This is a genomic window from Streptomyces kebangsaanensis (assembly GCF_001906585.1).
Classification (GTDB): Bacteria; Actinomycetota; Actinomycetes; order Streptomycetales; family Streptomycetaceae; genus Streptomyces; species Streptomyces kebangsaanensis.
Genome location: NZ_JUJA01000077.1, coordinates 54,475 through 72,779, shown reverse-complemented (window position 1 = coordinate 72,779; position 18,305 = coordinate 54,475). Strand labels below are relative to the sequence as shown.

The 18,305-nt window shown below is 70.3% G+C and carries 18 protein-coding genes and 1 pseudogene; 17 read left to right on the top strand and 2 right to left on the bottom strand.

What is annotated here, in order from left to right; all coding sequences use genetic code 11:
• The 6 genes from arc to prcA all read left to right on the top strand — a co-directional run.
• Nucleotides 1–1,207, top strand: a 1,207-nt coding sequence (gene arc / locus RH94_RS11425) for a proteasome ATPase (RefSeq protein WP_234425694.1), incomplete at its 5' end; no start/stop codon positions are given.
• A 235-nt stretch (nt 1,208–1,442) separates the two neighbouring features.
• The gene (gene dop / locus RH94_RS11420; RefSeq protein ID WP_388346520.1) at nt 1,443–2,954 is read left to right on the top strand and encodes a depupylase/deamidase Dop; all 1,512 of its coding nucleotides are present in this window, start codon (nt 1,443–1,445) and stop codon (nt 2,952–2,954) included.
• 202 nt (nt 2,955–3,156) lie between these two features.
• A complete protein-coding gene (locus RH94_RS11415; RefSeq protein ID WP_073947491.1) occupies nt 3,157–3,375 on the top strand; it encodes a ubiquitin-like protein Pup in 219 nt (72 codons plus the stop codon).
• Entirely contained in the window at nt 3,311–4,024 is a 714-nt protein-coding gene (locus RH94_RS11410; RefSeq protein ID WP_324614260.1) for an endonuclease VII domain-containing protein, read from the top strand. Before RH94_RS11415 ends, RH94_RS11410 begins: the two co-directional genes overlap by 65 nt.
• Entirely contained in the window at nt 3,976–4,821 is an 846-nt protein-coding gene (prcB, locus tag RH94_RS11405; RefSeq protein WP_073947489.1) for a proteasome subunit beta, read from the top strand. The genes RH94_RS11410 and prcB overlap by 49 nt, the downstream gene beginning before the upstream one ends.
• Nucleotides 4,822–4,882: 61 nt before the next feature.
• On the top strand, nt 4,883–5,644 hold the full coding sequence (gene prcA / locus RH94_RS11400; RefSeq protein ID WP_073947488.1) for a proteasome subunit alpha: 762 nt from the start codon (nt 4,883–4,885) through the stop codon (nt 5,642–5,644).
• Between the two features lie 64 nt (nt 5,645–5,708).
• Here the strand turns inward: prcA and RH94_RS11395 are convergent.
• Nucleotides 5,709–6,589, bottom strand: a pseudogene (locus RH94_RS11395) (LacI family DNA-binding transcriptional regulator); the annotation flags it as partial.
• Between the two features lies 1 nt (nt 6,590).
• Nucleotides 6,591–6,768: LacI family DNA-binding transcriptional regulator (locus RH94_RS43075; RefSeq protein WP_234425702.1), on the bottom strand; the 178-nt coding region annotated here is incomplete at its 3' end.
• 79 nt (nt 6,769–6,847) lie between these two features.
• On the opposite strand from RH94_RS43075, the gene RH94_RS11390 reads away from it, so the two are divergent.
• The 11 genes from RH94_RS11390 to RH94_RS11340 all read left to right on the top strand — a co-directional run bounded on the left by RH94_RS11390 (nt 6,848) and on the right by RH94_RS11340 (nt 18,249).
• Nucleotides 6,848–8,116, top strand: coding sequence for an MFS transporter (locus RH94_RS11390; RefSeq protein WP_073947487.1), 1,269 nt, complete (start codon nt 6,848–6,850; stop codon nt 8,114–8,116).
• Between the two features lie 9 nt (nt 8,117–8,125).
• Nucleotides 8,126–9,487, top strand: a complete 1,362-nt coding sequence (pafA, locus tag RH94_RS11385; protein WP_073947486.1) for a Pup--protein ligase — start codon at nt 8,126–8,128, stop codon at nt 9,485–9,487.
• Between the two features lie 142 nt (nt 9,488–9,629).
• On the top strand, nt 9,630–10,637 hold the full coding sequence (locus RH94_RS11380; RefSeq protein ID WP_073947485.1) for an FKBP-type peptidyl-prolyl cis-trans isomerase: 1,008 nt from the start codon (nt 9,630–9,632) through the stop codon (nt 10,635–10,637).
• A 108-nt stretch (nt 10,638–10,745) separates the two neighbouring features.
• Nucleotides 10,746–11,117, top strand: coding sequence for an FKBP-type peptidyl-prolyl cis-trans isomerase (locus RH94_RS11375; protein ID WP_073947484.1), 372 nt, complete (start codon nt 10,746–10,748; stop codon nt 11,115–11,117).
• Between the two features lie 135 nt (nt 11,118–11,252).
• Entirely contained in the window at nt 11,253–12,206 is a 954-nt protein-coding gene (locus tag RH94_RS11370; protein ID WP_073947483.1) for a helix-turn-helix transcriptional regulator, read from the top strand.
• A gap of 18 nt (nt 12,207–12,224) precedes the next feature.
• Nucleotides 12,225–13,316 (top strand): helix-turn-helix transcriptional regulator, encoded by a 1,092-nt coding sequence (locus RH94_RS11365; RefSeq protein ID WP_073947482.1) that lies wholly within the window; start codon nt 12,225–12,227, stop codon nt 13,314–13,316.
• On the top strand, nt 13,313–13,606 hold the full coding sequence (locus RH94_RS11360; protein WP_073947481.1) for a hypothetical protein: 294 nt from the start codon (nt 13,313–13,315) through the stop codon (nt 13,604–13,606). The genes RH94_RS11365 and RH94_RS11360 overlap by 4 nt, the downstream gene beginning before the upstream one ends.
• 10 nt (nt 13,607–13,616) lie before the next feature.
• Complete coding sequence (locus RH94_RS11355; protein WP_073947480.1) at nt 13,617–13,811, top strand: hypothetical protein; 195 nt, start codon at nt 13,617–13,619, stop codon at nt 13,809–13,811.
• Between the two features lie 236 nt (nt 13,812–14,047).
• Nucleotides 14,048–14,326 carry a Sec-independent protein translocase subunit TatA gene (gene tatA / locus RH94_RS11350; protein WP_073947479.1) on the top strand — a complete coding sequence of 93 codons (279 nt, stop codon included), beginning with the start codon at nt 14,048–14,050 and terminating at the stop codon, nt 14,324–14,326.
• Nucleotides 14,327–14,372: 46 nt separating this feature from the next.
• Complete coding sequence (gene tatC, locus RH94_RS11345) at nt 14,373–15,317, top strand: twin-arginine translocase subunit TatC (RefSeq protein WP_073947478.1); 945 nt, start codon at nt 14,373–14,375, stop codon at nt 15,315–15,317.
• 79 nt (nt 15,318–15,396) lie between these two features.
• Nucleotides 15,397–18,249: a DEAD/DEAH box helicase gene (locus RH94_RS11340; protein WP_073947477.1), complete on the top strand. Its 2,853-nt coding sequence runs from the start codon at nt 15,397–15,399 to the stop codon at nt 18,247–18,249.
• Nucleotides 18,250–18,305: the final 56 nt, after the last annotated feature.

The window sequence follows — 18,305 nt, the reverse complement described above, 5'->3', positions numbered from 1 at the left end:
GCCGCTGCTGGACGTCACCATCCGCCCCGGCGACGCCCTCCTGCTCGAACCCAGGTCCGGCTACGTCTACGAGGTCGTGCCCAAGAGCGAGGTCGAGGAACTCGTCCTCGAAGAGGTGCCCGACATCGGCTACGAGCAGATCGGTGGCCTCGGCAACCAGATCGAGGCCATCCGCGACGCCGTGGAGCTGCCGTACCTCTACCCGGACCTGTTCAAGGAGCACGAACTGCGCCCGCCGAAGGGCGTCCTGCTCTACGGACCCCCCGGATGCGGCAAGACGCTCATCGCCAAGGCCGTCGCCAACTCGCTCGCCAAGAAGGTCGCCGAGGTGACCGGCCAGGCCGCCGGCAAGAGCTTCTTCCTCAACATCAAGGGCCCCGAGCTGCTGAACAAGTACGTCGGCGAGACCGAGCGGCAGATCCGCCTCGTCTTCCAGCGGGCCCGGGAGAAGGCGAGCGAGGGCACTCCCGTGATCGTCTTCTTCGACGAGATGGAGTCCCTCTTCCGGACCCGCGGCTCCGGCGTCAGCTCGGACGTGGAGAACACCATCGTCCCGCAGCTGCTCGCCGAGATCGACGGTGTGGAAGGCCTGCAGAACGTGGTCGTGATCGGCGCCTCCAACCGCGAGGACATGATCGACCCGGCCATCCTGCGGCCCGGCCGCCTCGACGTGAAGATCAAGATCGAGCGTCCGGACGCCGAAGCGGCCAGGGACATCTTCGGTAAGTACCTCACCGAGCGTCTGCCGCTGCACGCGGACGACCTCGCGGAACACGGCAGCGACAAGGACGCCACGGTCCAGGCCATGATCCAGACCGCGGTGGAGCACATGTACGCCGAAACCGAGGAGAACCGCTTCCTGGAGGTCACCTACGCCAACGGTGACAAGGAAGTCCTCTACTTCAAGGACTTCAACTCCGGCGCCATGATCGAAAACATCGTGGGCCGCGCCAAGAAGATGGCGATCAAGGACTTCCTCGAGAAGAACCAGAAGGGCCTGCGCGTCTCCCACCTGCTCCAGGCCTGCGTGGACGAATTCAAGGAGAACGAGGACCTCCCCAACACCACCAACCCCGACGACTGGGCCCGGATCTCCGGAAAGAAGGGCGAGCGGATCGTCTACATCCGCACCCTCATCACCGGAAAGCAGGGCGCGGACACCGGACGCTCCATCGACACGGTGGCGAACACCGGTCAGTACCTGTAAAAGCAGGGCGGCTGCGGGTGCCCTCCACGGGGTACCCGCAGCCGACTGTTTTCCGGGGCCACCGCACGGAGCAGGCAATGAGGCAAATGATCTCCCCACCAGCGCAAAGGCGTTCTAGGCTCTTTCCTACCGCCGGGTTGCGCGGTGTGGGAACGGGCACCGCACAGGCACCCGAGCACCAGCGGTACTTGAGCGCCGCCCACGACCGAGGGCGCCGCCGGGCAAGGAGGGCCGCATGACCGTACGGCGAGTAATGGGCATCGAGACGGAGTACGGAATCTCCGTCCCCGGCCATCCCAACGCCAATGCCATGCTCACCTCGTCCCAGATCGTCAACGCCTACGCGGCGGCGATGCACCGGGCCCGCCGGGCCCGCTGGGACTTCGAGGAGGAGAACCCGCTGCGGGACGCCCGTGGCTTCGACCTCGCCCGCGAGGCCGCCGACGCCAGTCAGCTCACCGACGAGGACATCGGCCTGGCCAACGTCATCCTCACCAACGGCGCACGGCTCTACGTCGACCACGCCCACCCCGAGTACAGCGCGCCCGAGGTCACCAACCCGCGCGACGCCGTCCTGTGGGACAAGGCCGGCGAGAGGATCATGGCCGAGGCCGCCGAACGGGCCGCCCAGCTGCCCGGCGCCCAGCCGATCCACCTCTACAAGAACAACACGGACAACAAGGGCGCCAGCTACGGCACGCACGAGAACTACCTGATGAAGCGGGAAACCGCCTTCTCCGACATCGTGCGCCACCTCACGCCCTTCTTCGTCTCCCGCCAGGTCGTCGCCGGCGCCGGCCGCGTCGGCATCGGCCAGGACGGCCACGAGCACGGCTTCCAGCTCAGCCAGCGCGCCGACTACTTCGAGGTCGAGGTCGGTCTGGAGACCACACTCAAACGGCCGATCATCAACACGCGCGACGAACCGCACGCCGACGCGGAGAAATACCGCCGACTGCACGTGATCATCGGCGACGCGAACCTCTCCGAGATCTCGACATACCTGAAACTGGGCACGACCGCCCTGGTCCTGTCCATGATCGAAGACGGCTTCATCGCCGTCGACCTGGCCGTCGACCAGCCCGTCCGCACACTCCACCAGGTCTCGCACGACCCGTCGCTCAAGCGCCTGATCACGCTCCGCAGCGGCCGCACACTCACCGCCGTACAGCTCCAGATGGAGTACTACGAGCTGTCGCGCAAGTACGTCGAGGAGCGGTTCGGGGCGGACGCCGACGAACAGACCAAGGACGTCCTGACCCGCTGGGAGGACACCCTCAACCGCCTGGAGAACGACCCCATGAGCCTGGCCGGCGAACTGGACTGGGTCGCCAAGCGGGAGCTCATGGAGGGCTACCGGCGACGCGACGGCCTCGACTGGGACGCCGCCCGGCTCCACCTCGTCGACCTCCAGTACGCGGACGTACGCCCCGAGAAGGGCCTGTACAACCGCCTGGTGGCCCGCGGGCGCATGAAGCGGCTCCTGGACGAGGCCGAGGTCGACCGGGCCCGTACGAAGCCGCCGGAGGACACCCGCGCGTACTTCCGCGGACGCTGCCTGGAGCAGTACGCCGACGACGTCGCCGCGGCCTCCTGGGACTCGGTCATCTTCGACCTGCCGGGCCGGGACTCGCTCCAGCGCGTCCCAACCCTGGAACCGCTTCGCGGAACGCGTAATCACGTCAAGGAGCTCCTGGACCGCTGCCGCACCGCGGAGGACCTGGTCAGGGTCCTGTCCGGGAGCTGACCGGACACGAAGGAACACGAAGGGGTACCCGGGCCGGGCCGGCCGCCCGGGGTGGAGGACCCGAGGTCCGGGAATCATCGAGATGGCCCCCGTAGGTTGGAGAAACTGCGGGGCCGATGTCAGACCCGCCTTGTAGGGTCTGATCAACACCGATCGGCCGTCATGCCCGACCATGTCGGGCGAATTGAGCGGGGTGAGGGTTATGGCAACGAAGGACACCGGCGGCGGGCAGCAGAAGGCCACGCGCTCCACCGAGGAGATCGAGGAGCAGGCCCAGGACGCACAGGCCGCGGAAGACCTCAAGGAACGCCACGAGAAGCTGAGCGACGACGTGGACGACGTCCTCGACGAAATCGATGACGTGCTCGAGTCCAACGCCGAGGATTTCGTTCGAAGCTTCGTTCAAAAGGGTGGAGAGTAAAGGAAGTCAGGTCCAATCGCCTTCAGAACGAAGGTTTCGGGGGATGGCTGAGAAAAGGCCGGGGAAGCGGTGCACGGGCTGCGGGAGGGACCTGCCGCTCACCGCTTTCGCGCGGGAGGAGAACAGACGCGACGGCCTTCGAGCGCGGTACCGGGAGTGCGTGGCGGAATACAGCGCCGCGCACTACCGGCACCGCCGGGAAGCCATGGAAGAGCCCGTCGGGGAGAAGGGCGGCGTTCCAGCGGGGCACGGGCTCTGCCGGGCACGTGGCGAGGTCGAGCCGCACAGCGAGTGGCATCGCGACTCAAGCGCGTCCGACGGCCTCTCGACGCGCTGCAAGGAGTGTCGGGCAGTCCGGGGCGGACAGGAGAACCTGAAGCGCCGGTACGGCATCACGGAAGCCGAGCGCGCCATGCCGGTCGCTTCGCAACGGGGCGTCCGCCGCATCCGTTCGTCGGCTCCGCCGGCACATGTGGATCACCGCCACGAGACGGGTAGGGTCCGTGGCGTACTGTGCTTCAGCCGCAACGCCGCGCTGGGGCAGCTCAAGGATCGGCCCGACGTCACAAGGCGGGCGGCCGCATACGTGGAAGGAAACGCGTGGAAGCCAACACTCGTAGCACCGGGCGTCTGCCGGCTGCCTTCCTGACGCCTGGGTCCTCCTCCTTCATGGACTTTCTCGCCGAGCACCAGCCGGAGCTGCTGCCCGGCAACCGGCAGCTGCCGCCGACCCAGGGGGTGGTCGAGGCGCCGCACGGGACGACGATCGTGGCGGTGTCCTTCCCGGGGGGCGTCGTGCTGGCCGGTGACCGGCGGGCGACCATGGGGAACGTCATCGCGCAGCGGGACATCGAGAAGGTGTTCCCGGCGGACGAGTACTCGGCCGTGGGGATCGCCGGCACGGCCGGTCTGGCCGTGGAGATGGTGAAGCTGTTCCAGCTGGAGCTGGAGCACTTCGAGAAGGTGGAGGGGACGCAGCTGTCGCTGGAGGGCAAGGCGAACCGGCTGTCGACCATGATCCGCTCCAATCTGGGCATGGCCATGCAGGGCCTGGCCGTGGTCCCGCTCTTCGCGGGGTACGACCTGGACCGTGAGAAGGGCCGGATCTTCTCCTACGACGTCACCGGCGGCCGTTCCGAGGAGCACGGCTACGCCGCCACCGGTTCCGGTTCGATCTTCGCGCGCGGTGCCATGAAGAAGCTCTACCGCGAGGACCTGACCGAGGCCGAGGCCACCACGCTGGTGGTGCAGGCCCTGTACGACGCGGCAGACGACGACTCGGCGACCGGTGGTCCCGATGTCGCCCGCCGGATCTATCCGATCGTCACCGTGATCACCGAGGACGGCTTCCGACGGCTCACCGAGGACGAGTCCTCCGAGATCGCCCGCTCGGTGCTGCAGCGGCGGCTGGAGCAGCCGGACGGCCCGCGGGCGGCGCTGCTGTAGCCGGCGGCCGGTTCTTGTTCAGGGTGGTCCAGTGACTTCGACAGAAAGGGACGGATAACCGGTGTCGACGCCGTTCTATGTCTCCCCTCAGCAGGCCATGGCCGACCGGGCGGAGTACGCCCGCAAGGGCATCGCCCGGGGCCGCAGCCTGGTGGTGCTGCAGTACGCCGACGGAATCGTGTTCGTCGGTGAGAACCCGTCCCGCGCGCTGCACAAGTTCAGCGAGATCTACGACCGGATCGCGTTCGCGGCGGCCGGCAAGTACAACGAGTACGAGAATCTGCGCATCGGCGGCGTCCGCTACGCCGACCTGCGCGGTTACACCTACGACCGGGGCGACGTGACCGCCCGGGGTCTGGCGAACGTCTACGCGCAGACGCTGGGCACGATCTTCTCCAGCGCGGCGGAGAAGCCGTACGAGGTGGAGCTGGTGGTCGCCGAGGTGGGGGAGACCCCGGAGGGCGACCAGATCTACCGGCTGCCGCACGACGGGTCGATCGTGGACGAGCACGGCTCGGTCGCGGTCGGCGGCAACGCCGAGCAGATCAGCGGTTACCTGGATCAGCGCCACCGGGACGGCATGTCGCTGGCCGAGGCGCTGAAGCTGGCCGTGCAGGCCCTGTCCCGTGACACCAACGGCAGCGAGCGGGAGATCCCCGCCGAGCGCCTGGAGGTGGCCGTGCTGGACCGTACGCGCCCGCAGAAGCGGAAGTTCAAGCGGATCGTGGGCCGGCAGCTCCAGCGGCTGCTGCAGGGCGACGGTGCCGCGATGGAGGCGGAGGGCTCCGAGGAGGAGGACTCGGAGGGTTCCGAGGAGAAGTAGGACCGCCCCACCGCTCCGTTCCCGGGTGCCCCGGCCGACGACACGGCCGGGGCAGCCAGGCGTTTCAGGGGGCGCCCGGCGGTGCCGTGGAGCCCCGTACGACCAGTTCCACGGGGATGTCGCCGCCCTGGGGCGTGCGGCCCTCCAGGACGGCGAGGAGGGCGTGCATGCCCCGTTCGCCGAAGAGTTCGGCGTCCAGCCGTACGGTGGTCAGCTCGGGGTCGATGGCGGTGGCGAGGGCGAGGTCGTCCAGGCCGGTGACGGAGAGGTCGTCGGGGACGCGCAGTCCGAGGCGGCGCAGGCCTTTGTAGGCGCCGGCGGCCAGTTTGTCGTCGTCGCACACCAGCGCGGTGGGTCGCGGACCGGGGGCGCCGAGCGCGGCCTCGGTGGCGGCGCGGGCGTCCTCGATGGAGAGGGGGGCGCGGACGGTGCGCACCGAGGTGCCGGGCACGGCGCCCACGCGTGCGGTGAGCTCCCGGGCCCGCACGTCGAAGGTCCAGGAGGCCACGTCCGCCGCGAGGTGCAGGAATCTCCGGTGGCCCAGGTCCAGCAGGTGGTCGGCGACCTGGCGTACGCCGTCCGCGATGTCCAGGTTGACGGTCGCGGCGCCCAGGCTGCCGTCGGGGTCGCTGTCCAGCATGACCAGGGGCAGCTGGTCGCCGCGGATCGCGGTGAGGGCGTCGGCGGCCATGGAGGAGGCGATCACGCCGTCCAGGGCGGCCCGGGCGGAGGCGAAGGGGTTCTTCGCGGGGCCGATGCCCTCGGGGGAGGGGTACAGGACGACGCCGAAGCCGTGTTCGGCGGCGACGCGGGCGGCCCCGGTGTAGACCCCGGCGAAGAACTCGGTGGTCAGGGCCGGGACGACGAGGAGCACGGTGCGGGTGCGGCCGAGGCGCAGGTTGCGGGCGGCGAGGTTGGGCCGGTAGCCGAGCTCCTCGGCGGCCCNCCCGCCGCACCCGTTCGGCGGTAGCCTCGGCCACCCGGCCGCGCCACTTGTCGCCGAGGACGAGTGAGACGGCGGCCTGGGAGACCCCGGCGGCCTGGGCGACGTCACGGCTGGTGGGCGTGCTGCTTCGTGCCACCGCGGCACTGCTCCTTCGTCTGGACCGGTGAACAGCGCACATGGTACGTATGACCGAGTAAGTTATACGTAACACCGGAGGTTGCTCCAGCGCCTCGGGCGAGCCGACGAAGGGCGGAGCGATGGCCGCGGGATTCGCGGGATACCTGGAGATCCTCAGGGCGAGGCACGCCACCCGGCTGCTGGCCGGCACGCTCGTGGGGCGGCTGCCCAACGCGACCGCGGCGATCGCGATCGTGCTGTTCGTCCGCGCGGAGGGCGGCACGTACAGCCTGGCGGGGGCGCTGGCGGCGGTGTACGGCGTGGCCAACGCCGTGGGCCAGCCGGTGCTCGGGCGGCTGGTGGACCTGCACGGGCAGCCCCGTGTCCAGCTGCCGGCCGCGCTCGCCGCGGCCCTGGCGATGACCGTCTTCGCCCTGACCGGCATCGAGCCGCCCGTTCTCGCCGGTACGGCCGTGGCGGTGGCCGGGCTCTTCGCGCCGCCCCTGGAGGGCGGTCTGCGCGCCCTGTGGCCCGCCGTGCTGCGCCGGGACGACCAGGTGCACACGGCGTACGCCATGGACGCCGTGGCGCAGGAAATCATGTTCACCGTCGGCCCGTTGCTGGTCACCCTGTGCGTGTCGCTGTGGTCGGCGCAGGCGGCGCTGGTGGTGCTGAACGTCCTCGGGGTGCTGGGCGCGCTGTCCGTGGTCTGCTCGCCGCCCTCGCGCGCGTGGCGCTCGGCGCCGCGGGAGGCGCACTGGCTGGGCGCGCTGCGCTCACCGGGGCTGCTGGCGCTGCTCGGCGCGTTCCTGTTCGTGGGGGTCGCGCTGGGCTCGATCACGGTGGCGGCGGTGCCGTACGCCGACGAGCACGGCGGTGACGCGGTGTACGGCTGGCTGATGGCCGCGCTGGGGCTGGGCGCGCTGGTGGGCGGTGCCGTCTACGGGGCGCGGCAGTGGAGTGGTGCGCCCGAGCGGCGACTGAGGGTGCTGGTGGCTCTTCTGGCGGTGTGTTACCTGCCGCTGACGCTGATGCCGGGCGTGGTGGCGATGGTGCTGCTGGCGGCGCTGTCGGGGGTGTTCCTCGCGCCGTGCATCGCCTGTGCGTTCATCATCGTGGACCGGCACGCTCCGGCCGGGACGGTGACGGAGGCGTTCTCGTGGCTGGTGACGACGATCACCGTGGGCGCGTCGGTGGGAACGGGGCTCGCGGGTCCGGTGGTCCAGACGGGTGGCGCGCTGTGGGGTTTCGCGCTGCCGGGTGCCGCGGGGGCCGTGTCGCTGCTGGTGTTGCTGGCCACCGGGCGGGCCCTTTCAGCTCCCGTGGGGCGGGCGGTGGTTGCGGCTTCATCGGAAAATGATCCAAATCGTGCTGTCGAACCCCGTTTGAGTTCAGGGGATCGGGCGTAAGGTTCATGCATGGACCGCCGCATTTTCGGGCTGGAGAACGAGTACGGCGTCACGTGCACGTTCAGGGGACAGCGGCGTCTGTCTCCTGACGAGGTGGCGCGGTACCTTTTCCGCCGTGTCGTGTCATGGGGCCGCAGCAGCAATGTCTTTCTGCGAAACGGGGCCCGGCTCTATCTCGACGTGGGGTCACATCCGGAATACGCGACACCCGAATGTGACAATGTGATCGAACTGGTCACCCACGACAAGGCCGGCGAGCGCATTCTGGAAGGACTCCTGGTGGACGCGGAGCGACGCCTGCACGAGGAGGGAATCGCGGGCGACGTCTACCTTTTCAAGAACAACACCGACTCGGCGGGCAACTCCTACGGCTGCCACGAGAACTATCTGGTGGCGCGGCACGGGGAGTTCTCGCGGCTCGCGGACATCCTCATTCCGTTCCTGGTCACCAGGCAGCTGCTGTGCGGTGCGGGCAAGGTCCTGCAGACGCCGCGCGGGGCCGTGTACTGCGTGAGCCAGCGGGCCGAGCACATCTGGGAGGGCGTCTCCTCGGCGACCACCCGTTCGCGGCCCATCATCAACACGCGCGACGAGCCGCACGCGGACGCTGAGCGCTACCGCCGGCTGCACGTCATCGTGGGCGACTCCAACATGTCCGAGACGACGATGCTGCTGAAGGTCGGCGCGACCGACCTGGTGCTGCGCATGATCGAGGCGGGCACGGTGATGCGCGACCTGACCCTGGAGAACCCGATCCGGGCGATCCGCGAGGTCAGCCACGACATCACGGGCCGCCGCAAGGTGCGCCTGGCCAGCGGCCGGGAGGCCTCGGCGCTGGAGGTGCAGCGGGAGTACTACGAGAAGGCGGTGGACTTCTGCGAGCGGCGCGGTATCCGCACCGGCACGGTGGAGCGGGTGCTGGAGCTGTGGGGCCGCACGCTGGACGCGATCGAGACCGAGGACCTCGACCGGATCGGCACCGAGATCGACTGGGTGATGAAGTACAAGCTCATCGAGCGGTACCGGGCCAAGCACAACATGACCATGTCGCATCCGCGGGTCGCCCAGATAGACCTCGCCTACCACGACATCCACCGTCGTCGTGGCCTGTACTACCTGCTGGAGAAGAGGGGCCAAGCAGCCCGGATCTGCAACGACTTGAAGATCTTCGAGGCCAAGTCGGTTCCCCCGCAGACCACTCGGGCCCGGCTGCGCGGCGACTTCATCCGGCGGGCGCAGGAGCAGCGCAGGGATTTCACCGTCGACTGGGTGCACCTGAAGCTCAACGACCAGGCGCAGCGGACGGTGTTGTGCAAGGACCCGTTCCGTTCGGTGGACGACCGGGTGGAGAAGCTGATCGCCGGAATGTGAGCCGGGCGGACCGGGGCGCCGGTTCAGCGCGAAAGGCCGGAACGCCACACGGGCGCCGTACGTTTCAGGTACGGCGCCCTTCTCACGACGTAGAGTTGCGCGCACGCCATCAACAAGATCGACCGATTACGAGGCCCCCACCGTGCGTCGACGCTCACTTCTTCTGTCCGTACCCGCGGGACTTGTCACGCTGGCTGCCTGTGGCAACGACAAGTCCGGCCCGAGCAAGGCCGGCGAGAGCGCGTCGTCCTCGCCCTCCGTCGCGGCTCCGTCCGCCGCGCCCTCGCCGAAGATCGTCTCCGGGCCGCTGCCGGCGATCACCGCGGGCACGGAGTTCGGCGAGAAGCCGACCGTCGCCAAGGGCAGCGGCGCCCCCTCGAAGGACATCGCCGTCAAGACGGTGATCGCGGGCAGTGGCCGGACGATCGCGGAGAACGACTACATCCAGGCGCACTACCTGGGCCAGATCTGGGACACGGGGAAGGTCTTCGACAACTCCTACGACCGGAAGGCTCCGCTGGTCATCCAGCTGTCCCAGGGCACGATCATCGACGGCTGGCGCTACGCCCTGGCGGGCAAGAAGGCCGGCAGCCGCGTCGAGATGTCCGTGCCGCCCACCTGGGCGTACGGCACGGAGGGCAACGCGCAGGCGGGCATCAAGGGCACCGACACACTGGTGTTCGTCGTGGACGTGCAGGACGCCTTCAACTCCAAGAGCTCGGCCAAGGGCAGGGTGGTCCCGCAGAACAACGCCGACCTGCCCAAGGTGGGCACCAACACCGACGGCGCGGCCCCGTCCATCACCGTCCCCAAGGCCGCCGCGCCCAAGAAGCTCGTGGCCGACTACGTCATCGAGGGCGACGGCCCCGTGGTCAAGGCCGAGAACACCGTGCTCGTCCAGTACAAGGGCGTGCTGTGGGACGGCGGCAAGGAGTTCGACTCGACGTACAAGAGGGACGCCCTGACCTCGTTCTCCCTGCAGCAGGTCGTCAAGGGCTGGGCCGAGGGACTGACCGGCAAGAAGGTCGGCAGCCGGGTCCTGGTCGTCGTCCCGCCGGCCCTGGGCTACGGCGACAACCCGCCCCCCGGCAGCGACATCAAGAAGGACTCCACGCTGGTCTTCTCGGTGGACATCCTGGCGGCGGTGTAGCGCCACGCCACGGTCTCCCCGCCGCGGGCGCGCACCCGGCGGGGATGCGAGACTGTGCGGGTTTTGTTGTCATGGTTTCCTTGTAGTGGACGAGCAGGAGCGTAAGACGTGAGCATCGAGAAGCCCGAGATCGACTTCCCCGGCGGCGAGCCCCCGGCCGATCTCGAGATCAGGGACATCTGGGAGGGCGAGGGGCCCGAGGCGCAGGAGGGCCAGACCGTCACCGTCCACTACGTGGGCGTCGCCTTCAGCACCGGCGAGGAGTTCGACGCCAGCTGGAACCGGGGCACCCCCTTCCGCTTCCCGCTGGGCGCCGGCCGCGTCATCAAGGGCTGGGACCAGGGCGTGCAGGGCATGAAGGTCGGTGGGCGCCGCCAGCTGACCATCCCGGCGCACCTCGCCTACGGCAACCAGAGCCCGACCCCGGCGATCAAGCCCGGCGAGACGCTGATCTTCGTGGTGGACCTGCTCGGGGTCTGATCCCCGTCCGGAACCGGACCGGATCCGATCGTCCGGGGCCCATGCCTGTTCGGGCATGGGCCTCGGCTTTTGTCACCGCACGCCGGGGCGGTACGGTCTCGGTCGTAAGGACCATAGGGAAGGTGAAGGGCGTCGATGGCCATTGCCAAGGCCGAGCGGCTGATGAACCTGGCGCTGTGTCTGCTCGGGACCCGGCGGCCGCTCAGCAAGCGTGAGCTGCGCACATCCATCGAGGCCTACCTCGAGGCCGGAAGCGACGACTCCTTCAACCGCATGTTCGAGCGGGACAAGGACGACCTGCGCGAGCTCGGGCTGGTCATCGAGACCGTGGAGAGCCTGGACGGCGAGATCGGCTATCTGGCCCGCCGGGACAGCAACCGGCTGCCGCCCATCACCCTGGACGCCGAGGAGGCCGCCGCCCTGGGGCTGGCCGCCAAGGTCTGGCAGCAGGCCCGCCTGGCCGGAGCGGCCAGCGGCGCCCTGCAGAAGCTGCGCGCGGCCGGGCTGCCCGAGGACGTCGACCCGTACGAGGCCCACGGCGCCCTGGAGCCGCGCATCCCGGTGCACGAGGCCGCCTTCGAGCCGCTGATGCTGGCCTGCCGCGACCGCCGCCCGGTCGTCTTCGACTACCGCAAGGCCACCGCCGCCCGCCCCGAGACCCGGCATGTCGAGCCCTGGGCGCTGGAGTGCTGGCGCGGCCACTGGTACCTGGCCGGCTTCGACCGCGACCGCGGCGCCGAGCGGGTCTTCCGGCTGTCCAGGATCACCGGCAGGGTCCGCTCCCGCGGCACCGGCTTCACCGCCCCGGTCCCCGACGTGGTCACCGTACGCGAGACCGTGGCGGGCTGGGCGGGCGAGATCGCCGACCGCTCCGCGCGGATCCGGCTGCGCGCGGGCGCCGGATACCCCCTTCGGGCGAAAGCCACCGCCGTGCGGGAACTCGGCGACGGCTGGGACGAGTTGGACATCCCGTACGGGCACGGGCTGGACGCCTGGCTAGTGGAGTTCGGACCGGACGTGGTGGTGCTGGAGCCGGACGAGCTGCGGGCGGACGTGGTGGACCGGCTGCGTGCCGTGGCCAAGGGCTGAGGGGGAGCGAGCGAGACTGTGGCAGGCAAACCGGTCAGGCCCACGAGCGCCATCGACCAGACCCGGCGGATGCTGTCCCTGGTGACGTATCTCAGGGAGCGGCCCGGCGCCCGGGTGGAGGACGTGGCGCGCGCCTTCGGCATCACCGAGGACGAGCTGGTCTCCGACCTCGACGTGCTGCCCATGTGCGGCACCAGCTTCCGTGGCGGAGACCTGCTGGACATCGACACCGACGGCGAGCGCATCTGGTGGCACAACCCGGCGGCGCTCGGCGCGGAGGCGGCCGAGCCGCTGCGGCTGGCCGCCGACGAGGCGACCGCGCTGCTGGTCGCCGCCCGCGCGGTGGCCACCCTGCCGGGCCTGCGCGAGAGCGACCGGCAGGCGCTGCTGCGGGCTACGGCCAAGGTGGAGGCCGCGGCCGGCGAGGCCGCCGGGGCCAGCTCCCGGCTGTCGGTGACCTTCGAGTCCGAGGGCGGCGTCTTCGCCGACGTCGACCGGGCGATCTCCGAGCGCCGCCGGCTGTGGATCCGCTATTACTCGCCCGCCCGCGACGAGGTCACCGAGCGCGAGATCGACCCCATCCGCCTGGTCAGCGTCGGGCACACGTACGTGGAGGCCTGGTGCCGCCGCTCCGAGGCGCGCCGCACCTTCCGGCTCGACCGGGTCGCCGAGATCAAGGTCCTCGACGAGCCGTCCGCGCCGCCCGAGGTGGAGCTGCGCGACCTGTCCCAGGCGCTGGTGCAGCCGGCCGCGGAGGACCCGGAGGTCGTCGTCGAGGTCGGCCCGGGCGGCCGCTGGGTCGCCGAGTACTACCCGCACGACAGCGCCGATGAACTCCCCGACGGCGGCCTGCGTATCACTCTGCGCACCCCCGATCCGGCCTCCCTCCGGCGCCTGGCGCTCCGCCTGGGCGGCGACGGCCGCATCGTCGCCCCCCGTGAACTGGCAGTCAGCGCCAGGCAGGCGGCCCGCGAGGCCCTGGCGGCGTACGAGACCGCGTACGACGGCATCGAGACCCCCGGGCACACCGGGCACCACACGGCGCCGGACGCCCGGGGTGCGCACGCGGTTCGCGACGGGCGGTACGACAGGCAGGAGCAGGGGCTGTGAGCGAGTCGGCGACGGCTGGGGCGCGGGGGATGTCGGTGGCGGCGGCGTTCGCCGGGATGCGGAGCGTGGCTCCGGTGGTGTTCCGGGCGGGCTGCCCGGACTGCCGGGGCCGTTTCGAGCTCGCCGCGAGCGCGCTGCGCCTGGCCATCGGCGCCAGCAGCCGCACCACCTTCTACTCCTTCGTCTGCCCCGGCTGCGGCGCCGCGGTCCGCAAGCCGGCCGGCGAGCGGATCGTCGAGCTGCTCACCGGCGGCGGGGTCAGCACCCTGCGCCTGCACTCCACCCTCTAGGCTCGGCGTCATGTTCTGGCCGATGTTCGCGGTGGCGGCGGGTTTCGTGGGGCTCGTCGTCCTGGGGGTGCTCGCCGTCCGGGTCTTCGTGGAGGCGCAGCGCCTCGGGCGGCAGGTCACGGAGTCGGCGCGCCGTATCAACAGGGCGGCCGAGGACCTGGAGCGGGCGACCATGAGCGCCGCCCGGTCCGTGGACGCGCTGTGAGCCCCCGCACGGCGTGCGTCCCGGGCCGCTTCGCCCTGTCGTGCCGTCGCGTTCGGCAGGTACGCTGCTGGTCGCGGACCGGAGAACGAGGCCCGGACCGCGGACGGGCGTACGCACAGGGATTGCCTCGTGTTCACCCCTGAGCGTTACGATCGCTGCCAGAGCGATGGGTCGGACCTGTGTCCGGCCGGTCGGACAGCACCCACCCAGTCGCCTCGGTGAGAAGGTAAAGACTTATGTTCGGAAGGCTCGGAGCCCCCGAGATCATTCTCATCCTCGTCGTCATCGTCCTGTTGTTCGGCGCGAAGAAGCTTCCGGACATGGCGCGCTCGCTCGGCAAGTCCGCCCGCATCCTCAAGAGCGAGGCCAAGGCGATGAAGGAGGACGGCGGCAAGACCTCCCAGACACCCGCCGGCGAGGAGCAGCCCCCCGCGCAGCGCACCATCCAGGCCGCTCCCGGCGACGTCACCAGCTCGCGCCCGGTCAGCGAGCCGACGGACACCACCAAGCGCTGACGCAGGCCGGACCGCTCCGGTCTGCCGCACGAGATGAGGACGTGGGTTGCCCAAGCCTGCCCGCAAGAAGGAGAAGGACCCCGAGGGGCGGATGCCCCTCGCGGAACACCTCCGTGAGCTCCGCAACCGGCTCGCGAAGGCCGTCCTGGCCATTGTGATCGGTGCGGTCGTGGCCGCCTTCTTCTACCGGGAGATCATCGATCTCCTCACCGAGCCCATCCAGCGCTCGGTGGGATGCACCAAGCCGTTCACGGAGCTGGCCCAGCAGAAGGAGGGCGCCTGCGGCAACATCACCGTCGAGGGCCTCCTGGGCCCCTTCACGCTGATGATCAAGGTGGCGCTGACCGCCGGCGTCGTCATCGCCAGCCCCGTCTGGCTCTACCAGCTCTGGGCCTTCATCGCGCCCGGCCTGCACAAGCACGAGAAGCGCTACTCGATGGCGTTCGTCGCGGCCGGCTTCCCCCTGTTCCTGGCGGGCGCGTACTTCTCGTACCACGTGCTGCCCGCGGCGGCCAGCGTCATGATCGGCTTCACGCCCACCGACGCGATCAACCTGCTGCCGCTGGATGACCTGCTGAACCTCGTCACCCGCATGGTGATCGTCTTCGGCCTCTCCTTCGAGATGCCGCTGCTGCTGGTGATGCTGAACCTCACCGGTATGGTCAGCGGGCGCCGGATGCTCGGCTGGTGGCGGGGCATGATCCTGGGCGTCACGATCTTCGCGGCGTTCGCCACGCCCACGGTCGACCCGATCTCGATGCTGTCGCTCGCGGCCCCGATCGTCCTGCTGTACTTCCTGGCCACCGGCTTCGCCCTGATGAACGACCGGCGCAGGCGCCTGCGGGAGGCCGAGGGCCCCGCCGACGACGAGGCCTCCGAACTGGACCTCACCCCCGAGGACATCGGCGAGATCGAACCCGTCAACGCCCGCCGCTCCCTGCCCGAGCAGACCGGTACCGAGCGGGTCAACGGGTACGACGACGTGACCTGACCACCGGCACCACCGACGGCTCCAGGCCGCCCGCACCGCGGGCGGCCGGCCTTTTCCCGTCCCCGGGCCGATCGGGATAATGATCGTCACGTTGTCGGTGCGGCCCGGTACGCTCGAAAGCACGATGACAGAGGACCTCTCACCGGCCGAGCGGTACGCGGCAGCGCGCAGACGAGCTGCCGAGCAGGCCACCGCGCTCGCGGGCTTCCGCGAGATGTACGACTTCGGTCTCGACCCGTTCCAGATCGAGGCCTGCCAGGCGCTCGAGGCGGGCAAGGGCGTGCTGGTCGCCGCGCCCACCGGCTCCGGCAAGACGATCGTGGGCGAGTTCGCCGTCCACCTCGCCCTGCGACAGGGCAGGAAGTGCTTCTACACCACGCCCATCAAGGCGCTGTCGAACCAGAAGTACTCCGACCTGTGCCGCCGCTACGGCAGCGGCATGGTCGGCCTGCTCACTGGCGACAACAGCCTCAACCCCGACGCCCCGGTGGTCGTGATGACCACCGAGGTGCTGCGGAACATGCTGTACGCCGGCTCCCAGACCCTCCTCGGCCTCGGCTACGTGGTCATGGACGAGGTGCACTACCTCTCCGACCGCTTCCGCGGCGCCGTCTGGGAGGAAGTGATCATCCATCTGCCCGAGTCGGTGACCCTGGTGTCGCTGTCGGCGACCGTGTCCAACGCCGAGGAGTTCGGCGACTGGCTGGACACCGTCCGCGGCGACACCCAGGTGATCGTCTCCGAGCACCGGCCCGTGCCCCTGTTCCAGCACGTGCTGGCCGGACGCCGGATGTACGACCTGTTCGAGGAGGGCGAGGGCCACAAGAAGGCCGTCAACCCGGACCTGACGCGCATGGCCCGCCTGGAGGCCGGCCGCCCCTCCTACACGGACCGCCGGCGCGGCCGGAACATGCGCGAGGCCGACCGTGAGCGCGAGCGGAGACAGCGCTCCAGGATCTGGACCCCGAGCCGGCCCGAGGTCATCGAACGGCTGGACGCCGAGGGCCTGCTCCCGGCGATCACCTTCATCTTCAGCCGCGCCGCCTGCGAGGCCGCCGTCCAGCAGTGCCTGTACGCGGGCCTCAGGCTCAACGACGAGCAGGCCCGGGAGGAGGTCCGCGCCCTGGTGGAGGAGCGCACCGCCGCCATCCCGCCGGAGGACCTGCACGTGCTCGGCTACTACGAGTGGCTGGAGGGCCTGGAGCGCGGCATCGCCGCCCACCACGCGGGCATGCTGCCGACCTTCAAGGAGGTCGTCGAGGAGCTGTTCGTGCGCGGCCTGGTCAAGGCGGTCTTCGCCACCGAGACCCTGGCCCTCGGCATCAACATGCCCGCCCGCTCGGTGGTGCTGGAAAAGCTCGTCAAGTGGAACGGCGAGCAGCACGCCGACATCACCCCCGGCGAGTACACCCAGCTGACCGGCCGCGCCGGCCGTCGCGGCATCGACGTCGAGGGGCACGCGGTGGTGCTGTGGCAGCGGGGCATGAGCCCCGAGCACCTGGCGGGTCTGGCCGGTACCCGCACCTATCCGCTGCGCTCCAGCTTCAAGCCGTCGTACAACATGGCGGTCAACCTGGTCGAGCAGTTCGGCCGGCACCGCTCCCGCGAACTGCTCGAGACCTCCTTCGCGCAGTTCCAGGCCGACAAGTCGGTGGTCGGGATCTCCCGGCAGGTGCAGCGCAACGAGGAGGGCCTGCAGGGCTACCAGGCCTCGATGACCTGCCACCTCGGCGACTTCTCGGAGTACGCGCGGCTGCGCCGCGAGTTGAAGGACCGCGAGACCGAGCTGGCCCGGCAGGGCGCGGTCCAGCGGCGTACCGAGGCCGCCGTGGCCCTGGAGAAGCTCAAGCCGGGCGACGTCATCCACGTGCCCACCGGCAAGTACGCCGGCCTGGCGCTGGTGCTGGACCCGGGCCTGCCGGCGGGGCGTTCCGACGGCCACCGCGGCTTCGAGCACCACGACGGCCCGCGCCCGCTCGTCCTGACCGCCGAGCGGCAGGTCAAGCGACTGGCGTCCATCGACTTCCCGGTGCCCGTGGAGCCGCTGGAGCGGATGCGGATCCCGAGGTCCTTCAACCCCCGCTCCCCGCAGTCCCGCAGGGACCTCGCCTCCGCGCTGCGCACCAAGGCCGGGCACATCCCGCCGGAGCGGCAGCGCAAGCGGCGTTCCCAGGCGGCCGACGACCGCGAGATCGCCCGGCTGCGCGCCGCGCTGCGCGCCCACCCCTGCCACGGGTGCGACGACCGCGAGGACCACGCCCGCTGGGCCGAGCGCTACCACCGGCTGATGCGCGACACCAAGCAGCTGGAGCACCGCATCGAGGGCCGTACGAACACCATCGCGCGCACCTTCGACCGCATCGTGGCGCTGCTCACCGAGCTCGACTACCTGCGGGGCAACGAGGTGACCGAGCACGGCAAGCGGCTCGCCCGGCTCTACGGCGAACTCGACCTGCTCGCCAGCGAATGCCTGCGCGAGCGGGTCTGGGAGGACCTGGGTCCGGCCGAACTGGCCGCCTGCGTCTCGGCGTTGGTCTACGAGGCCCGGGTGAGCGACGATGCCGTGCCGCCCAAGCTGCCCTCGGGCAGGGCGAAGGCCGCGCTCGGCGAGATGGTACGGATCTGGGGCCGGCTGGACGCCCTGGAGGAGGAGTTCCGCATCAACCAGACCGAGGGCGTGGGCCAGCGCGAGCCCGACCTCGGCTTCGCCTGGGCCGCCTACATGTGGGCCTCCGGCAAGGGGCTGGACGAGGTGCTGCGCGAGGCGGAGATGCCGGCGGGCGACTTCGTGCGCTGGTGCAAGCAGGTGATCGACGTGCTGGGCCAGATCTCGGCGGCGGCCCCCGCGGAGGGCTCGACGGTGGCCAGGAACGCGCGCAAGGCGGTGGACGGGCTGCTGCGGGGAGTCGTGGCCTACTCGTCGGTCGGCTGATCACATCGTCGGTCGGCCGATCGTGCCGGCCGCATCGCGCTCAGGGCAGGGGCCCG

What these genes read in the sequence shown, in the direction of transcription:
- RH94_RS11410 (WP_324614260.1), top strand. Translation starts at nt 3,311, where the DNA reads ATGACGTGCTCGAGTCCAACGCCGAGGATTTCGTTCGAAGCTTCGTTC.
- RH94_RS11340 (WP_073947477.1), top strand. Translation starts at nt 15,397, where the DNA reads ATGATCGTCACGTTGTCGGTGCGGCCCGGTACGCTCGAAAGCACGATG.
- tatA (WP_073947479.1), top strand. Translation starts at nt 14,048, where the DNA reads ATGTTCGGAAGGCTCGGAGCCCCCGAGATCATTCTCATCCTCGTCGTC.
- RH94_RS11370 (WP_073947483.1), top strand. Translation starts at nt 11,253, where the DNA reads ATGGCCATTGCCAAGGCCGAGCGGCTGATGAACCTGGCGCTGTGTCTG.
- pafA (WP_073947486.1), top strand. Translation starts at nt 8,126, where the DNA reads ATGGACCGCCGCATTTTCGGGCTGGAGAACGAGTACGGCGTCACGTGC.
- RH94_RS11390 (WP_073947487.1), top strand. Translation starts at nt 6,848, where the DNA reads ATGGCCGCGGGATTCGCGGGATACCTGGAGATCCTCAGGGCGAGGCAC.
- RH94_RS11415 (WP_073947491.1), top strand. Translation starts at nt 3,157, where the DNA reads ATGGCAACGAAGGACACCGGCGGCGGGCAGCAGAAGGCCACGCGCTCC.
- RH94_RS11355 (WP_073947480.1), top strand. Translation starts at nt 13,617, where the DNA reads ATGTTCTGGCCGATGTTCGCGGTGGCGGCGGGTTTCGTGGGGCTCGTC.
- dop (WP_388346520.1), top strand. Translation starts at nt 1,443, where the DNA reads ATGACCGTACGGCGAGTAATGGGCATCGAGACGGAGTACGGAATCTCC.